At 45.3% G+C, this 20,541-nt stretch carries 22 protein-coding genes; 12 read left to right on the plus strand and 10 right to left on the minus strand.

Annotated features, from left to right (window positions below):
* Window positions 1–18: 18 nt before the first annotated feature.
* From ACLVWP_RS10710 to ACLVWP_RS10720, 3 genes are all read left to right on the plus strand, one after another.
* A complete protein-coding gene (locus tag ACLVWP_RS10710) occupies window positions 19–645 on the plus strand; it encodes a TetR/AcrR family transcriptional regulator (RefSeq protein ID WP_413557238.1) in 627 nt (208 codons plus the stop codon).
* A 70-nt stretch (window positions 646–715) separates the two neighbouring features.
* On the plus strand, window positions 716–1,909 hold the full coding sequence (locus ACLVWP_RS10715) for a voltage-gated chloride channel family protein (protein ID WP_413557239.1): 1,194 nt from the start codon (window positions 716–718) through the stop codon (window positions 1,907–1,909).
* Window positions 1,902–2,900 (plus strand): NAD(P)H-dependent flavin oxidoreductase, encoded by a 999-nt coding sequence (locus tag ACLVWP_RS10720; RefSeq protein WP_413557240.1) that lies wholly within the window; start codon window positions 1,902–1,904, stop codon window positions 2,898–2,900. Before ACLVWP_RS10715 ends, ACLVWP_RS10720 begins: the two co-directional genes overlap by 8 nt.
* Before the next feature lie 54 nt (window positions 2,901–2,954).
* On the opposite strand, the gene ACLVWP_RS10725 is transcribed toward ACLVWP_RS10720, so the two are convergent.
* The 7 genes from ACLVWP_RS10725 to ACLVWP_RS10755 all read right to left on the minus strand — a co-directional run bounded on the left by ACLVWP_RS10725 (window position 2,955) and on the right by ACLVWP_RS10755 (window position 9,871).
* Window positions 2,955–3,389: a GNAT family N-acetyltransferase gene (locus tag ACLVWP_RS10725; protein WP_413557241.1), complete on the minus strand. Its 435-nt coding sequence runs from the start codon at window positions 3,387–3,389 to the stop codon at window positions 2,955–2,957.
* Window positions 3,390–3,393: 4 nt separating this feature from the next.
* Window positions 3,394–3,876: a DUF4442 domain-containing protein gene (locus tag ACLVWP_RS10730; RefSeq protein WP_413557242.1), complete on the minus strand. Its 483-nt coding sequence runs from the start codon at window positions 3,874–3,876 to the stop codon at window positions 3,394–3,396.
* A gap of 70 nt (window positions 3,877–3,946) precedes the next feature.
* On the minus strand, window positions 3,947–5,329 hold the full coding sequence (locus ACLVWP_RS10735; protein ID WP_413557243.1) for a hypothetical protein: 1,383 nt from the start codon (window positions 5,327–5,329) through the stop codon (window positions 3,947–3,949).
* 61 nt (window positions 5,330–5,390) lie between these two features.
* A complete protein-coding gene (locus tag ACLVWP_RS10740; protein WP_413557244.1) occupies window positions 5,391–8,210 on the minus strand; it encodes a hypothetical protein in 2,820 nt (939 codons plus the stop codon).
* Window positions 8,211–8,270: 60 nt separating this feature from the next.
* A complete protein-coding gene (locus ACLVWP_RS10745) occupies window positions 8,271–8,657 on the minus strand; it encodes a DUF1634 domain-containing protein (protein WP_413557245.1) in 387 nt (128 codons plus the stop codon).
* A complete protein-coding gene (locus ACLVWP_RS10750; protein ID WP_413557246.1) occupies window positions 8,657–9,469 on the minus strand; it encodes a sulfite exporter TauE/SafE family protein in 813 nt (270 codons plus the stop codon). Before ACLVWP_RS10750 ends, ACLVWP_RS10745 begins: the two co-directional genes overlap by 1 nt.
* A 12-nt stretch (window positions 9,470–9,481) precedes the next feature.
* Window positions 9,482–9,871, minus strand: a complete 390-nt coding sequence (locus ACLVWP_RS10755; RefSeq protein ID WP_413557247.1) for a hypothetical protein — start codon at window positions 9,869–9,871, stop codon at window positions 9,482–9,484.
* A 52-nt stretch (window positions 9,872–9,923) separates the two neighbouring features.
* Between ACLVWP_RS10755 and ACLVWP_RS10760 the strand changes: the two genes are divergently transcribed.
* Entirely contained in the window at window positions 9,924–11,168 is a 1,245-nt protein-coding gene (locus ACLVWP_RS10760) for an MFS transporter (protein WP_413557248.1), read from the plus strand.
* Here the strand turns inward: ACLVWP_RS10760 and arfB are convergent.
* Both arfB and ACLVWP_RS10770 read right to left on the minus strand, forming a co-directional pair.
* The gene (arfB, locus tag ACLVWP_RS10765; RefSeq protein ID WP_413557249.1) at window positions 11,165–11,569 is read right to left on the minus strand and encodes an alternative ribosome rescue aminoacyl-tRNA hydrolase ArfB; all 405 of its coding nucleotides are present in this window, start codon (window positions 11,567–11,569) and stop codon (window positions 11,165–11,167) included. The two genes, ACLVWP_RS10760 and arfB, sit on opposite strands and share 4 nt — an antisense overlap.
* Entirely contained in the window at window positions 11,569–12,033 is a 465-nt protein-coding gene (locus ACLVWP_RS10770; protein ID WP_413557250.1) for an OsmC family protein, read from the minus strand. Before ACLVWP_RS10770 ends, arfB begins: the two co-directional genes overlap by 1 nt.
* Before the next feature lie 116 nt (window positions 12,034–12,149).
* On the opposite strand from ACLVWP_RS10770, the gene ACLVWP_RS10775 reads away from it, so the two are divergent.
* The 5 genes from ACLVWP_RS10775 (at window position 12,150) to ACLVWP_RS10795 (ending at window position 17,054) form a co-directional block, all read left to right on the plus strand.
* Entirely contained in the window at window positions 12,150–13,733 is a 1,584-nt protein-coding gene (locus tag ACLVWP_RS10775) for an Rnase Y domain-containing protein (RefSeq protein ID WP_413557251.1), read from the plus strand.
* 171 nt (window positions 13,734–13,904) lie between these two features.
* Window positions 13,905–14,342 (plus strand): response regulator, encoded by a 438-nt coding sequence (locus ACLVWP_RS10780; RefSeq protein WP_413557252.1) that lies wholly within the window; start codon window positions 13,905–13,907, stop codon window positions 14,340–14,342.
* Window positions 14,343–14,500: 158 nt separating this feature from the next.
* Complete coding sequence (locus ACLVWP_RS10785; RefSeq protein WP_413557253.1) at window positions 14,501–15,532, plus strand: hemolysin family protein; 1,032 nt, start codon at window positions 14,501–14,503, stop codon at window positions 15,530–15,532.
* A 125-nt stretch (window positions 15,533–15,657) separates the two neighbouring features.
* Complete coding sequence (locus ACLVWP_RS10790; protein ID WP_413557254.1) at window positions 15,658–16,404, plus strand: DUF3943 domain-containing protein; 747 nt, start codon at window positions 15,658–15,660, stop codon at window positions 16,402–16,404.
* A gap of 2 nt (window positions 16,405–16,406) precedes the next feature.
* Window positions 16,407–17,054, plus strand: a complete 648-nt coding sequence (locus tag ACLVWP_RS10795; RefSeq protein WP_413557255.1) for a hypothetical protein — start codon at window positions 16,407–16,409, stop codon at window positions 17,052–17,054.
* On the opposite strand, the gene ACLVWP_RS10800 is transcribed toward ACLVWP_RS10795, so the two are convergent.
* A complete protein-coding gene (locus tag ACLVWP_RS10800; protein WP_413557256.1) occupies window positions 17,051–17,587 on the minus strand; it encodes a hypothetical protein in 537 nt (178 codons plus the stop codon). The genes ACLVWP_RS10795 and ACLVWP_RS10800 overlap by 4 nt on opposite strands.
* A 255-nt stretch (window positions 17,588–17,842) precedes the next feature.
* On the opposite strand from ACLVWP_RS10800, the gene ACLVWP_RS10805 reads away from it, so the two are divergent.
* The 3 genes from ACLVWP_RS10805 (at window position 17,843) to ACLVWP_RS10815 (ending at window position 20,485) form a co-directional block, all read left to right on the plus strand.
* Complete coding sequence (locus tag ACLVWP_RS10805) at window positions 17,843–18,349, plus strand: hypothetical protein (RefSeq protein WP_413557257.1); 507 nt, start codon at window positions 17,843–17,845, stop codon at window positions 18,347–18,349.
* A gap of 235 nt (window positions 18,350–18,584) precedes the next feature.
* Complete coding sequence (locus ACLVWP_RS10810; protein ID WP_413557258.1) at window positions 18,585–19,472, plus strand: TIGR02147 family protein; 888 nt, start codon at window positions 18,585–18,587, stop codon at window positions 19,470–19,472.
* Entirely contained in the window at window positions 19,469–20,485 is a 1,017-nt protein-coding gene (locus tag ACLVWP_RS10815; protein WP_413557259.1) for a hypothetical protein, read from the plus strand. Before ACLVWP_RS10810 ends, ACLVWP_RS10815 begins: the two co-directional genes overlap by 4 nt.
* Window positions 20,486–20,541 lie beyond the last annotated feature (56 nt).

Genomic DNA, 20,541 nt, shown 5'->3' on the forward strand with positions numbered 1-20,541 from the left:
CTCAGACAAGGAGGAGTTATGGGTGCCAGTCCAGTAAGCCACAATAATCCGGATAAGAAGTACATGTTGAAAATTCCGGTGCAAAAACGTTCGAAAGAAACGGTGGCAAGTATCGTTGAATCCTGTGCACGCCTATTAGTGCAGGAACCATATCATGCAATCACTACGGATAAGATTGCTGAGATGGCAGGCGTGAGTATCGGTTCTCTATATCAGTTCTTTGCAAACAAAGAAGCTATCGTTGCGGCGGTTATCGACGATCTTCTGCAAAAAGACTTGGTATATATTGAAGAGAACTTAGCGAAACTAACAACCACGGATTTGGATACAAAAATCCATGCGTTCATTGATATCGGTTTTGCACGCTTCCATGATAATCGCCCTCTAAGAACGGCCCTACAAGGCGTTCAAGGAATGCTTGATTACTGGGAAACTCGTCGTGTGTTCTTTGAGCACTACCAAAAAGCAGTGCTAGCACATATGCCGCAAATCCCAGGGCGTGACCGCGAGATGATTGCGTTGTTCATCGTGAGCAGCTTCAACAACATCTTGCAGCTAAGTCTCCTAGGTCCTCAATCTCCTGAAAGGGAAAACGAGATCAAAAAAGAAGTATTCATTTTGATCAATCGTTACTTGAAACCTTAGAGAAACGTAAAAGTCCTTGCCTCCATAAATCCTCCTCGTATGCTGAAGACTATCGAGGAGGATGTTTTAAGTGATCAAAGCCGTATTTAAGTGGCTCGCTATATCTCTGGTCGTCGGCGCATTAGCCGGGACCGCATCCGCGGGATTTTTAGCCTCCCTTGATTTCGTCACCAACACTCGATTGCAAAACCCTTGGCTGCTTTTCCTTTTACCGTTCGCGGGCGTTTTAATTTCTTGGCTCTACACCCGCCATGGCAAAGGATCTGAAGCTGGAACCAATCTGATTTTGGATGAGATCCACAGCCCCAAACAAGTCGTACCACTGCGTATGACGCCGTTAGTGCTAATTGGAACTTTAGCTACTCACTTATTCGGAGGATCTGCCGGCCGCGAGGGGACGGCTGTGCAAATGGGTGCTTCTCTGTCAGATCAGTTAACCCACTATTTTAAATTTGCAGGACAGGAACGAAAAATTTTATTGATGGCCGGAATCTCCGCAGGATTTGCGTCTGTCTTTGGAACTCCCATCGCGGGAGCCGTTTTTGGCCTGGAAGTTTTAAGAGTGGGCAGACTCCGCTACGCAGCCCTCCTACCCTGTTTTGCCTCGGCAATCATCGCCGATCGCGTGACATCCCTTTGGGGAATTCACCACACGGTTTATAAAGTTTTAGAAGTTGCGCCGTTAGAAATGAAATCTTTGGGTTATGCGATCTTTGCGGGCCTTGCCTTTGGGCTTTGCGCGCGCTTTTTCTCTGCAAGCCTTCATCATATGATTCGTCTTTTTAAAAATGGTGTTCAAAATCCGTTGCTACGCACATTTGTGGGCGGGATTTTGGTGATTGTTTTAGCCGCCTTAATGCAAACGGATCGTTACTTGGGTTTAGGTGTCCCGGTTATTGTTGAAAGCTTTCAACAAAAAATTCCATTCTATGATTTCGCTCTCAAAATCCTATTCACGGTGGTGACATTGGGTTCGGGCTTTAAAGGTGGAGAGGTCACGCCGCTATTTTTCATTGGCGCGACCTTAGGGAATACTTTGTCCTCAATATTACCTCTGCCGATGTCAATGCTTTCAGGAATGGGTTTTGTCGCCGTATTTGCCGGAGCTGCGAACACGCCGCTTGCTTGTACAATCATGGCGATGGAGCTGTTTGGCACAAATGGCGCCGTATTTTTTGCTGTTGCTTGTGTGATTAGTTATTTATCATCAGGACATAAAGGCATTTATCACTCACAAAGGATTGGGGTAAAGAAACATGCTTAAGAAATTCAAAACACCATTTACAGAGATGATGGGAATTGATTACCCGATTATCGCAGCCCCGATGTTTTTGGTAAGCAACACAGAACTTGTCGCGCAAGCGAGCGAAGCTGGTGGTATCGGAACATTTCCGGCGTTGAATTACCGCCCTCTTGAAAACTATGCGGCAGCCCTTAAGGAAATCCGCGAAAAAACTAAAAAGCCAATCGGCATTAATATCATCGTTAATAAATCCAACACTCGTCAGAATGATGATTTGAAAATCGCCTTGGATCATGGAGTAAATCTATTCATCACTTCTTTGGGGAATCCTAAAACTGTGATCGAAGAAGCGCATAAAAATGGCGCAAAAGTATTTTGTGACGTAACGAACCTTGAACACGCCTTAAAATGCCAAGACCTGGGAGCTGATGGCGTGATCGCTGTTGGCGCAGGAGCTGGTGGCCATGCAGGTCCGATCTCTCCCCTGGTTTTGATTCCTTGGCTTAAAACTCGTTTGGATATTCCTATTGTGGCAGCTGGTGGTATTTCCCACGGATCTATGATCGCAGCTTGTATGGCGTTAGGTGCTTCTGGCGTGAGTATCGGAACACGCTTTATCGCAAGTAAAGAAGCCAACGTTGATCAAGCGTACAAAGACGCGATCATCAAATCCACTCCGGAAGACATCGTAATGACAACTCGTGTGTCTGGAACGCCAGCCGCGGTTATCAACACTCCGTACATCCAAAAATTAGGTACGGACTTACCTTGGGCGATGAAGATTTTGAAAGAGCACAAGCTCACTAAGAAATATATGGTTCCATTGATTCACTTGATGGGCATGAAGTCCTTAGAGGAAGCAGCTGTTAAACCAACTTGGAAAACAGTTTGGACTGCAGGACAATCTGTGGGCTTAGTCGAAGAAATCCTTACCGTTCGCGAAATCTATGCGAAGTTGATTTCCGAATACGAAGCCAGCGTGAAAAACTTAAACACCTTGGGTGTTGAGTAATAAAAAAGGCCGGGATCACCGGCCTTTTCTTTTTGGCACCAGACACTCATCGCATTATAAACTTTTGCGCATTTTCTTATGCGGAAGTCCCGCAACTCCCACCGTATCACCAACGATTTCGTAGCCAAGCTTTAGGTAAAATGGAACTGCGGTTTCTCGAGCGTTTAGTTCCATTTCTTTATAACCTAGCTCTTTAGCTTTTGCCTCGGAGGCTTCAACGAGCATACGACCCACACCAGTTCCTTGCACGTGGTCTTGAACGGCCACTTGGCGCATTTTAATAATAGAGTCGTTGACCTTCGCTAGCAGCAAACATCCGAACAAAAGCTTGTTACGAAAAGCTCCTAAGTGAATGTCGTCTTTTTCTGCGCGTAGTTCTTCCTGCGAAAAAGTTAGCCCCAAAGGTTTGCGCAAAATTTCGTATCTTAGATTTACTTCCAGCTGATATTCACTGGAAGCATGCTTGATTTCCTTTACTTCAATCGCCATAACTTTAAGATTTTAGCGATCTGTTTTTTACTGACAACGTCAGCTCATAAGTCATGACAGGCTCTTCGCTTTTGCTTGGGACAATCGCGTAGCCTTTCATTTTTCTCTCTAGGCGTTCTGGATTCTTCTTTGCTTCTTCGATCAACGAAGTCACCGCTGCCACTTCGTCACAGATAAAGTGAACATCTCCGTCAGCACGTTTGCCGTATTGGGCTGTGAAATCTTTAAAAATGAAATCGATCTTCTGTTTGCTTTCAGCAATCACTTGCACCGCGGGTGCCGCGATAGAAAGCTCTGCCCCCACGCCCAAGGCACCAAAGTACATCGAGTTCAGATGGTTTTTCGTGCGGTAACCCAGTGGGATTTTGATGACGAATTTCTTATCCGTCATCGAGACCACTTTAGGACCGATAAAAACCAAAAGAGGAATTTTTAAGAGACCGTAGATAGCAAGGAAGGCATTGAATTTAAAGATTTTTGTATTCATGCCTTTATCTTAAGACTTGATATCCGAAAAGGGCTAGCTCTTTTATAAAGTCCAGCCCCGCTTTAATCCATTAGGGTTGCACGCAAATCCATTGGCGATTTTGGCTGTCTAATTTGACTTTGCCGTTAACCAGTCCCTTGAAGTGCTTTGTATCAATCGTGAATTGACCTTGAGCGGACTGGACAACTTCTGAGCTCTCAAGCACAAACTGCCAACCGTAATCATCACATGGTGGCGCCGAATCTTCAAATTCTACAAATACAGAACCCTCAAGGGCGCGCAAACGAGCTCCTTGAGTCAGTTGAAAATCCAAAGGCTCTGCCATAGGTATATAACGAACTCCACCCTCGCGATCATTAAAAAATCCTTTTGGAGAAAAACTTGTTCTCATAGAGGAACTAGGTACCGCCACATACACGGCGTTATCTTTACTCATAGCCTGACGAGCAGGAGCCACGAATTTCTCAACTTGTTCAGAACGTTTTGCCACGTGTTGTTCTATACGAGACTTCAACCTCTCGTCCGCCTGATCAGCAACAGGCACCACATTCTTCATAAGAGTTTGAAGTGGATTTTCACCAGTCGCCACAAGAGCCTGCCAGTTTAATTGCGGATATCTAAAGCGCAAAATCAAACTTGCCATACCACCAACAAAATAACCTTCACTATCCAAACCAGAAAATCCAACGGCTTCTGAACCATTAGAAACAGGAGTACTGAAACTCAACTGTTCAAGTTCAGACTCCGTAGCCCCACAGCTTCTTTGATCGTAAAGCGAAGCGATTGTTTCAACATACATCGCCGTGCCCTCATAACCATCTGCCGTTGTCACGCCTTCTGTGGCATCCGCTTTCAGCCATTCGTCATACCAAAATCTAGCTTTACCAAGAGACTCCGCCGAATTTCTTTTGTCCTTCAGTACATTGACAAGATTTCTGTACAACATGGCACGCGCTACACGAGGTGACGCCAACAACGGAAGTGTTGTGCCTCTCGCACCACGCTTTTGCACCCACTGTCTTTGATCGACCATGTGAAAGGACTCATGAACAGCCAAACCGAAAGTTATAGATCTCTTGATGGATCCTGAAAGACCGTACTGACTGTCCACGTACAGAATCTCGCGACCTTGATAAGGGATTTTAGAGTAAGCGGCCTGAAAGACGTGAGGGGGCAATTCTTCGTTCGGAATTGTTGTAATCGTCTTGTTCATGGTGGAAACCAAGATCTGCCTAGGAAGCTCTTTATTCACCAATAAAACATCTAATTTGGAAAGCTTGAGACCCGGCCAGATCTTATCTGGGCAGCCTCCTAAGACGGAAATCAACGACGCTGCGACTCGGTTGGTATCCTCGATATTGGGATATTGCTTTTCCATAGCCGCAGGTGCTTGCACTGACAAAAGCATAGACAGGGCCAACAATTTTGGGCCCAAACCAGTTCCAAATCGCATATAGAACTCCTTATTTACATATGCTTTAAATATGCAAAAGAGGAGCTCACTTTAAAGGAGATTAGAAGCCGATATCAGAGGCCAAGAAGACCTCGCCCTTGACCATATTGTCTTCGAGCCTTTGTAGGACGCGGGCACCGAAACTCATTGGAAAGAATCTTAAAATTTTGGTGTCGGCGATGACCTCAGCTCCGTAACTGTTCATGGTTTCTTTTAAGACTACGTCTTTCGCGTAAGTCGAATCAAAGAACAGATTCGCATACAGCCTTTTCGCGTAAACAGCGCCCGACAAATTCCAATCCGGATATGCCAGCGGGAACAGGTAATTGCCCGTCACCTTTTGGAAGTACGGAACATCACGGTACTCATAGCCTCGAGAAAAGACATAGCTGATCGCTGTGGACTCTGGCAGAAATCGATAAGACGATCCCGCGTTCCCCTGCTCCTGCTGACTGTAAGTCACTTTAAAGGCATCGTTCGACGCAAAGGCTGGAGTATTTAACTGAGCTGTTTGCAAAGTTCTAAACGAAGACAACGTTGAGTTGCTTGGAGCATCGGCATCTTCGTAGCTAATACGATACGACAACAACCATGGATTCACGATCGAACGAGGCTTTGCATCCATATACCAGCTTAGTGCCAATGATGAGCCCGTTTTATAAAGAAAATCTGTCTGATCACCTGTTGAGACATCATTAAATTCATAAGACGACATGTCGACGTAACTGCCTTGCCCACTGAGCAAAGCAGAAAAGTTATACAGTCCCATTTTACGGATATACGGAAGTCCCACAGCCACACCCGCAGTTTTCTCGGTCCAACTGCTAATGTCTGTCGTAGTGAAGTCCTCGACTTTACGCTCTCTGTTTTCCAACTGGAAGCGGATCAACAGATAGTACTTATTGATGTCGTAATTGAAGTCGACAAAAGAGCCACTCTCCTCTGCATCAACACCAGCCAACGCCGACAAACTCATCGTGCGCAGATAGTTGTCAGTTCTGGCACCAAATCCGCCGCCACGACCGATCATCAAACCCCAAGTATTCGGGATCAAAAGCTGCTTATCGAAATCCCCGTACTCTTGTGGTTGGTACTTGTCTGAATTTTTAGTGAACAACTCGGCCTGATCCGCAAACGGAGTCACAGGAAACTTATTGTAAGCATCAGAAGCTGTCTCGCCTAGGTACTTAAATCCGACCAACTCCCCAGCATCCATTGCTTTGCATGACGAAAGTGGTACAGACTTAATCGCTGTGCCGTTGATATCTTCATCGCTGACATAAATATTTTGCCCGTCAGAGGATGGCGTATAAGACGCAATCTTACTTTGCGTACACTGAGCCAGCTGTCCTTCCGAGGAAAGCTTAAAGACTTCGTTATAACCCTTGTACTGCGCTTCGAATACGATATTGCGTTGAGTATCAGCTCGCAAAGAGCTGATCATATTTCTGGAAGCAGGAAGAAGAGTTCTTGAGATCTTTTTTTCTTTTAGATCCAAAGTCGCAATATACTTGTGACCTGTTTTATCATTAACAAGTGCTACAGCAGTTTCATCATTTAAATAAGCAACCTCAGCAGGTTTGTTGTCTTTGATTTGGAAAGTATTGATACGTTGACCATTCAAATCAAACTCACTCACACTCCATGACTGATCTTGGGCAAATTCGATCGCGACAATTTTATTCGCAGATCCATTGAATCTTGGATTGTAGAGTCTTTGATTGCTGGTAATTTTTTGAGTGCTGCCTTTTTTAAGATCGATAAGAACTAAATCCGACGTGCCCTTTTGCTGATAACGCTTATCGGGACGGAATTCAGTGTAAACTCCGCGGTCACCTTGGATATCAATCGTTTGTACATCGCGATTGTATGGGAACTTCACCACGGTTTCAATTTTGCCATTAGTTTCACGTACCAATTGAGGATGAGAATCTAAAGTCTGCTTAACGTAGTAAAGAGAATCACCCGATTTAAATGGTGCTGAGCTTTCACGATATTCTGCCCAATCCGCATCCGTCATGGAATCTTTAGACCATTTCTTGCGCAGATCGTTCATCGTCTCTTCATAGAAATCCGCAAAGCTTTGACCTGTTACATTGTTGAAGGATTGATACAAACGTAATGGGTACGGAGCCTGTGCGATGTCGCTTGTGATTTTCTCCCAGATATTATCGCCGTACTTTTGCGTCGCATACGACACCAACGCATAACCATAGACGTATTGATTCGGAAGATCTGTATTATAGCTTCCGCTTAAGAATTGATCATACGTTGGGATTTTATTGCTTAAGACCAAAGCTTTCAACCGCGCCAAGAAACGCGGAGATCTGCCACGACCCGCATCTGTGTACTTGGTTTCAGCCCAAACCGCGTCGCCCTCTAAGTACCAAGATGGCAACGTCATACCGGCAGCCAAGGCCCAACCTTGTTCACCCATGATGTAGTAAAGAACCTTGGTGGCGCCTGTATTAAAGTGATCGAATTGATTTACGTGACGGTACTCATGAATAGATAAAGTTTGGAACCACTCTGAAGAACCCACCAATGGAATAAACACTGAAGACGTGAACCACTCACTTCTTCTAGGCATCAAAGTCACATAAGCATTGGGCTGAGCCATCTCTGGACGAATGATCAAATTGAATTTATGAGGTTTCGCAATTCCGTAAGTTTGACCCACGACGTGAGAGTAATGCTCGACCAAATTTGCGATATAGACGGATTCTGATTTTACGGAGTCCGGATAGATAACTCGAACAACATCATTTTCAATGAAGTTCCAGTTTAACGATGGAGAGCTTTGCGCAAGATCGTATTCAATTTCAACAGCTTGAGATTGAACAACCACGAAGGACAACAACAGGAATATCAGCTTTTTCATAAACCTTCCGTTCATTAGCAGAAGGCTTATTTTTATTTCAGTTCCTAAACTTAGGCAATACTACAATTCAATCCCTAAGAAAAAGCTCGCGACCAGACAAATGAAAACGGCGAAAGCCATCACTGCAAGAATTCTATCTTTCTGTTTCACAAACAAAACACCCGTTAAGAAAACGCGCGTGATCGGAAGTAACACTAAAACAATCAATCCCGAAATTGAAATCAACATCGGACGATCTTGCATCAAGACCGCCCAATGAATCGTTTCCATCAATGACTTGGATTCATAGGTTTGAAAACTCGCTAAAGTATCACCCGTGTTATAGAGCTGCCATAGCCAGCCCACAACCAACAATGCTCCAGAGATATAAACGCCACTGCGAAGCATCTTGCTGATTCTAAGTTCCAGATTATGCAAAGCTTGGTCTTGCTGAGGTTGAGGAGCCATTATTTAAGCCCTTTCATAATCATTTGAACAGACACGATCGACAACACAACGACAAAGATCTTACGAATCAAGGCAGCCGGCATTTTGACCATTGCCTTGGCACCCACGATCGAACCGATAATAATTCCCACAGCCACAGGAGCCGCGATCTCAGGTCGTACATCGCCTTTTAGCAAATACGCACCGGCACTCGCTGAAGCCGTTACACCAATCATAAAATTTGAAGTAGCCGAAGACACCTTGATCGGAAGTTTCATCGCGCCATCCATCGCCAGCACTTTGAAAATTCCACTGCCAATACCTAAGAGTGCCGACAACACGCCCGCACCGAACATGGCGAAAAGTCCTAGCGGAACTTTTTCAACCTTATAGGTTTTCCACTCGCCCTTTTCAGGGAAACCACCATCAAGCTTTAAAGCGTCGGCCCATGGGTGATTCACGGCAGAGTAATGCTCATGGCGTTTTCTCAGCATCATCAGAGCCGAGAACAACAAGAACACACCGAAAAGTAAAAACAAGAACTGAGCCTTGATATAGCTTGCAAGCAAGAAGCCCACAATAGCTCCACTCACTGTTCCTATCTCGAGGAAGACAGCTAAGCGAAGATTTGTCAGGGAGTCTTTAAGATAACTGGCTGCTGCACCAGAAGATGTCGCCACGATTGAAATCAAACTTGCGGCGATCGCATAGCGAATATCGATGTGATAAACTAACGTGAGAACAGGTACGATAATGATACCTCCCCCCAGACCAAGGAGAGCTCCCAAGAAGCCCGCCCCGATTGCTGTCACTAGAAGAAGTATCTCGAACATAACTTTAGATTCCTATTTTGAACACTCGTACAATTTTACTAAACGGGCACCAAAGAAAGTGTCCTTCTTACGTAGTTCCCAAGGTGGGTATGGCAAGTAAACTGCCTCCGCACATTGACCAGGCTGAACGATCGCCCATTGACGGTCCTCAGAAGTCGCTGCGAAAAGCTCGTTTGTTTTTGTATCCTTGATGCTGATCGCGAATGAAAATACTTTTTCATTCAATTCCCCGCCAGAGCGAGCAATCAATGCAACCGGAAGTTCAACACGTTGAACGTCGACCACTTCACCGATCACTGTTTTGGAGAAGATCACACTGTAATTTACCAGTACAAGCCAACCAAGACCTGCGATCACAGCGATAACTATCAATCTAACGAAAAACTTTCTTAGTGTTGCCATAGAGTTGGATTATCGGTTATTTTTTGAGGACGTCAACAAAAAGGACCCCGCGGTGTTTTCCAAAAAAGAAAAAATTCTCCTTGGCATCTTAGCCTCCGTTCAATTCAGCTCGATCGTGGATTTCATGATCATGATGCCATTGGGTCCACAACTCATGCGTTTGTTTGCGATTTCCCCTCACCAATTCGGACTCCTTGTGTCATCGTACAGCTTTAGCGCCGGGATCAGTGGCTTCACTGCTTCTTTCTTCATGGACAAGTTTGATCGCAAGAACTTGCTGTTGTTCTTCTTTGTGGGATTTTCCATTGGCACGATTGCCTGTGCTCTGGCACCAACCTACGAACTTTTGCTATTAGCTCGCGGTTTGACAGGCGTGTTTGGTGGCGTTTTAAGCTCTTTGGTTCTGTCGATTGTAAGTGATGCGATTTCTTACGAGCGCCGTGGTTCTGCAATGGGTGTCATTATGACTTCATTCTCCGTGGCATCGATTTTTGGTGTTCCCTTTAGCTTATACCTTGCGAACCAATTCTCTTGGCATGCTCCGTTTATCTTTTTGGGAGTCGCATCGCTATTTCTTTGCGTGGTTGCGTACTTTGGCGTGCCGAATGTGCGCTCTCACCTGGATCATCCCCGCGAAAAAGAAGCAGTTTATCAGTCTTTGGTGCGTATTTTTAAAAATACCAACCAAGTGCGCGCTTTGATTTTCATGTCTGCGGTGATGTTTGGCCACTTTGCCATCGTGCCTTACCTGTCACCGTCGATGGTTTCAAACGCAGGCCTCACAGAAGACCAGTTGCCATTGATTTACATGATCGGTGGGCTTTTCACGATCTTTTCCTCCCCAGCTATCGGGCGCATGTCTGATCGCTACGGAAAGCACAAAGTGTTTTTATATGGCGCGGGTCTTTGCACGCTGCCGATCTTTGCGATCACTCACCTAGGACCAAGTCCTGCGTGGTTTGTTCTGACGATCACATCGATTTTCTTTGTGGTTTCTGGTGGTCGCATGATTCCAGCAACTGCGTTGGTATCAGGAACTGCCTCCCCGCAAAATCGCGGAAGCTTCATGAGTATCGTAAGCTGCGTGCAACAACTTTCCTCGGCAACAGCAAGCTACATTGCAGGCATCATCATCGTGAAAGGTGATTCTGGAAGATTAGAAAAATACGAAATCGTAGGTTACATGTCGATTGCGGTGACATTGCTTGCGATTTTCTTATCTCGCAGAATCAACGCGACAGAAGACCCTAAGACACCTGGAGCAACTGTCGAACCTGTGATGTCAGAGGCTCACTAGTAAACTTTTTTACGACCGGCTTTAACTTCAGAGTGGCGTTTTTTAGAATCCAAACGCTTACGTACAGAACTGCGTGTGGGCTTTGTCGCCACCCGCTTTTTTGGAACAAACAGAGCTTTTGCTAACAATGCCTGCAACTTTTTAAGGCAAGCCGAGCGATTTTGATCCTGATCACGGAATTCTTCACTGCGAATTAAAATATCACCATCATCAGTGAGCTGAGTTGCTAGTTTTTCTAGCAAACGCGCTTTGATATTTTCTGGCAAACCTTGAGAGTCGCGCAAATTCCAACGCAAAATCGCCGCCGAGTTGGTGCGATTTACATTCTGACCACCCGGCCCGCGCGAGCGAGCATAGGTGAAATCAAATTCGTGGTAAAATTGTGCGACATCAATAAGCATTATTTCTTCTCTTGCAAAGCCTCAGTGAAATCGGCTTTTCCATCGTGGATTTTTTCTGTGTTCAAGAAAATCTCGAACTGCACGGGTGACGTTGGGCACACCATTGCTGTGACTCCACAGTATTTCGTCATCGACAATGTCACGGCCTTGATAGCCTGTTCGGGCTTAATGTTACTGCCTTTGATCATGTACTGAATGCGCACCAGTTTAAAGATTGCGGGATGGCCATCCGTCGTCTCCGTTTGCGCGTCCACATCACAAGATTGCAGATCCAAACGCATCTTTTGCAGAATAGAAACAATGTCCATTCCAGAGCACGCACAGATACTTGCGAGTAATACTTCCTTTGGAGTTGGACCTTGATCGTTACCATCGGCAGGTTTTCCGTCCATCACGAACTTTAATCCACGCGACTCCGCCGCGAATCCTAATCCGTTACGAGTCCATTGCGTCTTGGTTTCCATTTGGCCCATATTGCCTCCCTGCGCGTCAGTCTAGACTGAATAACACACGAAGTAAACCCTCGGAAAATTTGCGTTATTTAACTGTGGGCAGTAAACTTAGAGGGTTAGGAGTATTTATGACTGCATTGATTGCTACAGCCCTCGTTGGAATTATCGCCGGTGGGATTTTGGGTTGGGCCTTGCACAAGTTGAATGTGAAACGCACACTTCGTCTGGCTCGTGAAGATGCCCAGGAAATTATCGATGAAGCGAAGGAAGCGATCGAGCTGAAAGAGCTTGAGCAAAAAGAGCGCATTCAAGAAATCGAAATGGAAATGTGGACCAAAGTGGAACCTGACATGCTCAAGTCCGAAGGTCGCATTGAAGATTTGCAAGAGGTCGCAAACGAAAAGAAAGCCAAAGCTGATTCCATCGTTCAGGAAGAAAAAAAGAAACTTCAAGAGCGTGAAGCTGACGTAAAGGCACAAGAACAAGTTTTGAAGGGTCAGGAAGCTGAACTCGGCAAAATCAAAGATCAGCAAAAAGTTCTGAATAGTGAGTTCGTACAAAAACTCACAGCCAAACTGGGAACTTCTGCGGAAGATTTCAAAACTGAGCTGAAAACAAAAATGGAAGAGGAAGCTGTACGCCGTGCTGCCCGCCTTGCCCAAGAACACGAAGAAGACACGAAAGAACACGCTGAAACTCGCGCTAAGAAAATCTTGGCACTTGTGATCGATCGTTTTGCCCGTCCTTACTGCGCAGAACGCGGTATTGGTGCTGTGAACTTCCCAGATGCTCACGCTCGTAAATTGTTTGTGGATCCAGCCGGAGCCAACATCAAAGCGGTTCAAGACAGCTGTGGTTGCGATATCATCGTTGAGCAAGACATGGAGATGGTCGGCGTAGCTGGCTTTGACCCTGTTCGCCGTGAGCTAACGCGCAGAACTTTGGAAAGAATTTTTAAAGAGAAGAAAAGCATCACTCCGGAATTCATCAAAAAAATTGCTGAAAACCAGAAGAAAGAGCTTTTCAAAAATATCAAACACGATGGCGACTCTTTGGCTAAGGAGCTTAAGCTTGAAGGTTTGAATGCAGAAGTTCGTCAGATGATGGGATCTTTGCGCTATCGTTACTCTTTCACACAGAATCAATACTTCCACTGCGGTGAAGTGGGTTGGCTTGCGGGCTTGATGGCTGCTGAGCTTGGTGTCGACATCAAAAAAGCACGCCGTGTAGGCATGCTTCACGATATCGGTAAATCCATGGACCACGTTCAAGAAGGTGGACATGCCGTGATTGGCGCTGACTTTATCGCGGCTCGCGGTGAGGCTCCAGACATTGTTCATGCGGTTAAAGCCCATCACTTTGACGAACAACCTTCGACAGACCATGCGTTCCTAGTTATCGCAGCCGATGCGATCTCAGGGGCTCGTCCAGGGGCACGTCGTTCGACAATTGAATCGTACAACCAAAAAGTTTCCGAGCTTCAAGACATCGCTCGCAGCTTCCCAGGCGTAACGGACTGTTTCGTCCTAAGTGGTGGTCGCGAATGTCGTGTCCTGGTGAACGGCAAAAAAATCGATGATCTGCACGCTTTAGAATTGTCTAAAAAAATCGCAGCGAAGATCGAAGAAGAGTGCAACTACCCTGGCCAAATCAAGGTGGTTGTGGTGCGTGAGACAGTTGTCAGCGAACAAACACGCAAAGAATTAGCTTAATCCTTAAGCGTCTCAAATATAATCAGTAAGCCTTTAGGCTGTCGCGACACGAGCAGTATATGTGTTTCGACAGCCTTTTTATTAAGATCCCGTCAGGTAGGCTCTTTTAGAAGATTCTCAGTTTTACATCGGTTCAAATGGGTAAAGTAAGACTATGACAGGAGATCCCATATGGTGCTGGATACCACTTCATCGACATCGCTAGATAAACAACGCATCCCCCGGGTGCTCGTCATTGATGACAGCTTAGACTCTGTGAAGTTGATGTCGCACATTTTAGATCACTATAAGTGTGATGTGACGATGGCCTTCGACGGCCAAGACGCCATCCCCTTACTTGCCAGCAAACCCTATGACCTTGTTGTCTTAGACTGGCAGATGCCACAAATGGGCGGCCGAGACACGTTGCTATTAATGGATCGCTTATTGACCGAAAAAAAGGTCAATAAGATCAAAAAAACCATCCCTGTGGTTATTTACACCGGCCATAGCGAGGAAGAGCTCGATTTACCTTTGGTAAGAAATTTTTCTTATTTGGGTTTCATCAACAAGCGTCAGGCCTTCAGTTCCATGATGCGCTCGTTCAATTTCATACTCCGATCCATTTAATTAACAGAATCTTGATCTTCAGAGCCCGAATTCATCTATGAATCGGGTTCTTTTTTTGCTACTGTGACCACCTATGAATCCTGATCCCTTACCCAAATCTCTAGAAGCTTCCCCTACAACAACAATTTATTCGTACGCGCTCAATAACGGGGGTTCCCGTGACTGAGTTATTAGTCATTATCGTATGTCTCTTTATTAATATGCTCTTGTCCGGCGCCGAAATGGCTTTCGTGACAGTTCGTAAAGTACAGCTACAAAAACTTGGAAACGACGCCCGCGCTCGCCTGCTTTTAAGATTGAAAGCAAATCCAGAGCGCACTCTCTCTGTGATCCAGATCGGTATCACAGTGGTCGGCGCGGTTGCCGCAGCCGTCGGTGGTGCTGGAGCTGAAGAAGCCCTTTCACCTCTTTATGTTGAATACTTTAAAATTTCTCCGAGCACTGCGGATGCGATTTCTATCGCCACTGTGGTCTTGCCGATTACTTACTTAAGCGTGGTTGTCGGAGAGCTTGTTCCGAAAACCTTGGCTCTTAGAAATTCTTTGAAGATTTCTTTGTGGTCTGCACGTGGTTTGTATATCAGTGAAAAAGTTCTTTCTCCATTTGTATGGGTGCTAGAAAAATCCACACATATGATTTTGAAACTGTTTTCATTGGGACAAACGACAGAGCATGCTCACGATCATCATGACTTTGAGATCGAAGATCTGCCTCACCAAACGAAGCAATACGTGATGAATCTGGTCAGCGCCGATAAGCTTCTGGCTCGCGACATCATGGTGCCTTGGGGCGAGGTGGTCTTTGTTCGTAAAGAAGACGAAATCGAAGACGTTGAAACGATCATCGTGAATTCAGGTCACACCCGCATCCCGGTTATGCATGACAATGAAATCGTGGGTCTGATCAATTCGAAAGAGTTCTTTACGGCGCGCAAATACAAGAATCTAGACTGGCAGACGCTGATCCGCCCGGTCCTTAAGTTCAAAGGTTTTGAGCCCGTATTCCGCATCCTGGTGCAAATGCAGGGGCAAAAATCCCATATGGCCGTGATCTATGATCGCGCGACACCATCAGGTCTAGTGACGATGGAAAATATCTTTGAAGAAATCATCGGGGATATCTTTGACGAAGACGACGACGGATTCGTTAAAAAGATCTTGGCAGCGAAATCTCGCCGCCGTCCTACTTAATAAGTTATTAACTCGAATATAGCTGGGAATCATTGTTCTGATATTGCAACAATGATTCCCATTCTTGTCCTCTCATAAAACAATCAGAAAAAGGCGATAAGTTAGATACAGAAAGTATCTGACTTATGAAACTACACCTTTTGACCTTCACATTCTTAATGAGTCTTTCCTGGGCGGCCCACGCTCAGGTTCCCAATGCGCCGATGGTGGCATCACAACTCCCCCAACACTTGCAAGAGTTGCAGGAACTAAAAGACCGCCAACAAGTCTTAGAACAACAAATTGCCACTGAAGTCGAAGAGCTTAAACAGCTTCAGTTGAAACTTTATCCTCCCCCACCAGAAAGACCCGGCAAAGAACTCGCGATCAATTTTGGTATGATGTACGGAGCTCAGTGGGCTGTTTATCTAGTTACACAGCACGAAACCATTAAGGAGCATGGATCTTGGTCGAATTTCTTTAGCTATCCCCTGCGCCCTGATTTCGACAAAGACTCCTTTGACTACAATATCGTGAAGCATGCGATCTCTGGGAATTACTATTACCTGTTTTATCGCTCGCGTGGATACACCGAGGTTGAGGCCTTTCAATGGACGGTGCTTTCTTCGCTAGCGTTTGAGTTTGCGATTGAGACATTCACCGAACGTCCCAGCTTTCAAGACATGTATCAAACGCCTGTCTATGGAACCTTGCTAGGTATGGGAGCAGAACGTGCGAGTGAGTATTTCTTAGCGCGCGAATCTAAGATCGCTCATTTGTTTGGCTTTATCTTAAATCCTTTTGAAATTATTAAAGACAAAAAGACTGACATCACATCCATGCCGATCATCGATAAAGACAATCTGGGAATGATGATCTCCTGGAGGTTTTAATTATGAAAACACTTCTTCTGGCTTTCATTCTTAGTTTTTCATCACTCGCCCAAGCCCAGGAGTTCTTTCCCTATAATTGGACGAAGGGCATGCATTTGTTTGCAGGCGCTGGAGTGAACACGGCCTTATTTTCTGACCAAGAAGGTACTTACGATGGCGGCTTGGGTTTAAATCTTAAAACCGACATCACTTACTTCATCAACGAAAACTGGGCGATCGAGATTGGCTCCTCCGTGGGATTCAATCGCGTCAGCAATTACCTGCTCTGGGACACTTTGTTCACAGTTGGCGTGCGCACTCCACTGCCAAGCTTGACAGACTATCAGTTGGGACAACCGTACGGCAGACTGTTCGTCGGTCGCGCACCGATGGTTATTTTCTTAAATGGCGATCACAGCAAAGTGAGTGATGGCAATGTGGACCGCATTCAATTTGATGGACCTGTTATTGGCGGAGCTTTAGGGACTTTACATATGACTAGCAAAGGACAAGTTTGGTTTACCGAAATCGGCTTTGCCTATCACGAGCTTGAACAAGGCAGCGACATCAGTATGGATGGCGATGTGCCTGTGATTATCTCAAGCCGCAACGTTGACGGTCACAGCTCGGTTTATAGTTTGTCTTTCACAGTTGGGATCATGGCCTTTTAGAACTCGAGATTGTCGACTTGGATGGGCAAGCCATAAACTTGCTCTACCGGGTTTTCTGGATCTAACAAATCACCCACGACTTCTATTTTTCCGCTCATTGTGGCGGCAATGTCTTCTGCGAATTCCATCCCGCCACAAAGTGCCGGGCAATCTGTGGCCACATAGCTATACTGATGGCTTCCTGCTTTCGGGATTTTTAACCATGAGCCCTCCCCAAGAGCTTGCAGTTCATCACCTTTAATAGAGCAGCGGTATTCGCCGCCTTTTAAGATTGAGTCACGCACAGAGACGCGGACCTCTTTTATGCGAAAATCTCGTTTAGGATCGGACCATAGGAAGCTTAGATTTCCGATATTGATGTATTTAGGCTTAATGTCGTCTTCTTCTTTGTTTTCCTTCCAGGCTTTGCAGCTTTTGGAGGTCGAAGGCACTGCCCAGATGTTTTGATTGCCCGTGATTTGCAATTCAGCAAGAGCGAATGAAGACGATAGCAAAAGACCCGCAGCGATGGTGCTGCCTTTTACGAATACCACAGGAACCTCCCCAAAAGGGTTTATCTTAATCAGGTGATCCGCAAATTTCCATGCGTCTTTTAACAATAGAGAATCAAGTACTCCACGAAGCCTCAATGGATACGCCCACACACTTTACGAAACCAGGAGTTTTTACATCGCGGTTACCTATGGTCACCACTTATCCATACCATTGCAGAAATTTACCACCACTTTTTTTTGGACTTGGTTATCTTCGCAAACATTGAAAAACAAAATTAACCATAAGGAGATTCCATGAAAACAATCGGATTATTCGCAGTAATCATGTCTGCCGCAATGACAGTTCAAGCTAAACAAGTAGCTCCAACGTCATCTAAAATTTCACCAGCGACTATTGACCAAGCTATCCGTTTGGCTGAAGCCACAAGTAAAGAAGGCGTTACTAAAAAAATCACGATCGTTACTACTGATAACGGCAAAAGCACTGATGTTAGCCCTCGTTACACTGTTTACTTGGGTTACAACAGCATGGCTGAAATGGGCAACATCAGCGCTGCTTACCTGATCGCAGAGGACGCTTACTCTAATGTTACAGCCAAACGCTTGGCTCCCGGTATCTACCAAGTTCAATACAAAGCTTACAGAGACGAAGCTGGCATGGTGAACGTAACTAAAGTGATCGATGCAAACGAAGCCTTCATCAATGATAACGAAATCAGAAAAGCTTGTGCGGACGACTTCTGTGACGGCACAATTAAAGCCGCTGTAGACGTTCAAGAGTCTACGACTTCTGCGAACTAATCCCCTTACATAAGTTTGCTTAAAAAAACCCTGGCCTCAAACCAGGGTTTTTTATTTTTCGGAGCCCTTAAGTGTATTCCGGAATACAATCATTACATCCTCACACCCTGTAATAAGTAATGGAAATCCCCCTATAAAGCCCATCATAATAGCTATTTACGCTATTTAGTTTGCCGCTCCCCCGCCTCCCTGTGTATTCAAGCCTCCAAATTCAGCACGTTAGAGGAATACACTCATGGTTAAACCGCAGATCATGTCATTCGTTGATTACCGCCAGTTTTTACAGGCTTGGTATCACTATTCCAAAAGCCAATCTCCCCACTTTTCTTATGCAACTTGGAGCCGCCAATGCGGTTTTAAAAGTCGCAGTTTCTTAAGCAATGTTTTGCACGGAAACAGAAATCTGGGCGAAGAGTCAATTTCTTTGCTTCTAAACTCTTTGAAACTGAGTGCGCTTGAGTGCGAGTACTTCGAACACTTGGTACTTTACGCAAACTCCACGAACTTCTTGAATAAGGAATACCACTTCCAACAAATCGTTACTTTGAATAAAAGCAAAGCTGACGGTGAACTTCACGATATCTATAAGTTCCTTTCAAATCCAAAAACTCCCCGCGTGCATTTGCTGCTAAGCCTGCATTCACTGAACTGCACAGCTGACTTTGTCGCCCAAACATTCCAGATTCCTAAAACGGAAGCGGCTGAAATCTTGCAAAACATCAAGGACTGCGGCTTGGCTGAATACGATGAAGCGAGCGGCAACTGGAGAACGACTCAGAATGACCTACGCATCCCTGACAACATGGGGAACACTGCAGTTCAGTCCTTCCACAAAAACAGCCTGAATGAAGCGTTGGAAGCGATGATGCTGCCTCCAAGCGAGCGTCGCTTTGACTCTTTGGTAATGACTTTGACAGATATGGAATTCACGGAAATCAAAACTGATATCGATCAGTTTTTGAACTTTTTGAATCGTAAATACACTTCTAAAGTTTTAGATGGCGCGCGCGTTTGTCAGTTGAACTTAAATATCGTTCCAACGAGTCAGCCCTTAGAAATCGCCCCTGTGAAGGCAAATGACAACTTCCTGAAGCCACTACTTGAAATGGGAGCTCACGCATGAAACTGCAACTAACAGCGCTTCTTTTAGTTTTTTCTTCCATCGCAACTGCCAATACAGTTCGTATCGGTAACGGTGGTGGTACTTCCTATGACCGCAATGCCTCCTTAACTGATATCTCTGCGGCCCTGATGACGACGTCGCAAGAACTTAAGTTGGTGATCCACGCATGGATTCAAACACAGAACAACACTCTTATTTTAAAGCCGAATCAATTCCAGGCCTTGGAAGACGCCATCAACAACACACCTGTTGAAATCCAAAAAACACCGTGCATGGTGAATGGAAAAGAGTATCTTGCAGCTGCCTATAGCAAACCTAAAACTACAATCTGTGTGAATGCCGCGGGACTGACTTCAGTACTTACGGTCTACAATTACAGACATCAGTTATTAGCCTTGTTCGCGCATGAATACTCTCACCTTTTGGGTTTCAACGAAGACCAGGCCATCGCATTTCAAAACGATGTCTTACTTTATATGGATATGAACGGCTATCCAGACCTTCCAACTTTCCCGTTGATTGGGTTTGGCCCGACTAAAAGTCTGTTGATATTAGATTGGACGAATCGTCCTCTGGTTCAATCGCAGTATTCAATAGTAATGCAGACTCTTGAAAAGCAAATCGAGAGTCTCTATTCCCTGCAAAAAACGACTTATCCAATTTTACCTGAGAGCGAAAATGTATTTGCAGACGCCCTGCTTAGAGTTCGATATATCGGCATGCTGGTGAAGGCTAATTGGACTAACACTCCAGAATCGATCTTAGCTCGTACGAACTACAACAGTCTCTTTGCCGACTCCATGAGCGAAAATCTCCGTGCCAAAGTAACTGCAAAAGATATCGCTCTTAAATTAGGGATTCTGTACAATTATTCTGCGCCGAAATACCCGGACGCTGAATTCCGTTACATCGATCCACCGAAGGTCACCGCACAAGAAATGGCTAATCTTTTGGTTGATCTCGAGAAATCCATCCTTGAGCTGAATACGAATCTGAACAACGCCCTCTTCTAAAAATAAAAAACCCCGGCTCATCACCGGGGTTTTTCGTTTTTAGCTTTAAAGATCCA

The organism is Bdellovibrio sp. HCB209 (assembly GCF_047306065.1).
Classification (GTDB): Bacteria; Bdellovibrionota; Bdellovibrionia; order Bdellovibrionales; family Bdellovibrionaceae; genus Bdellovibrio.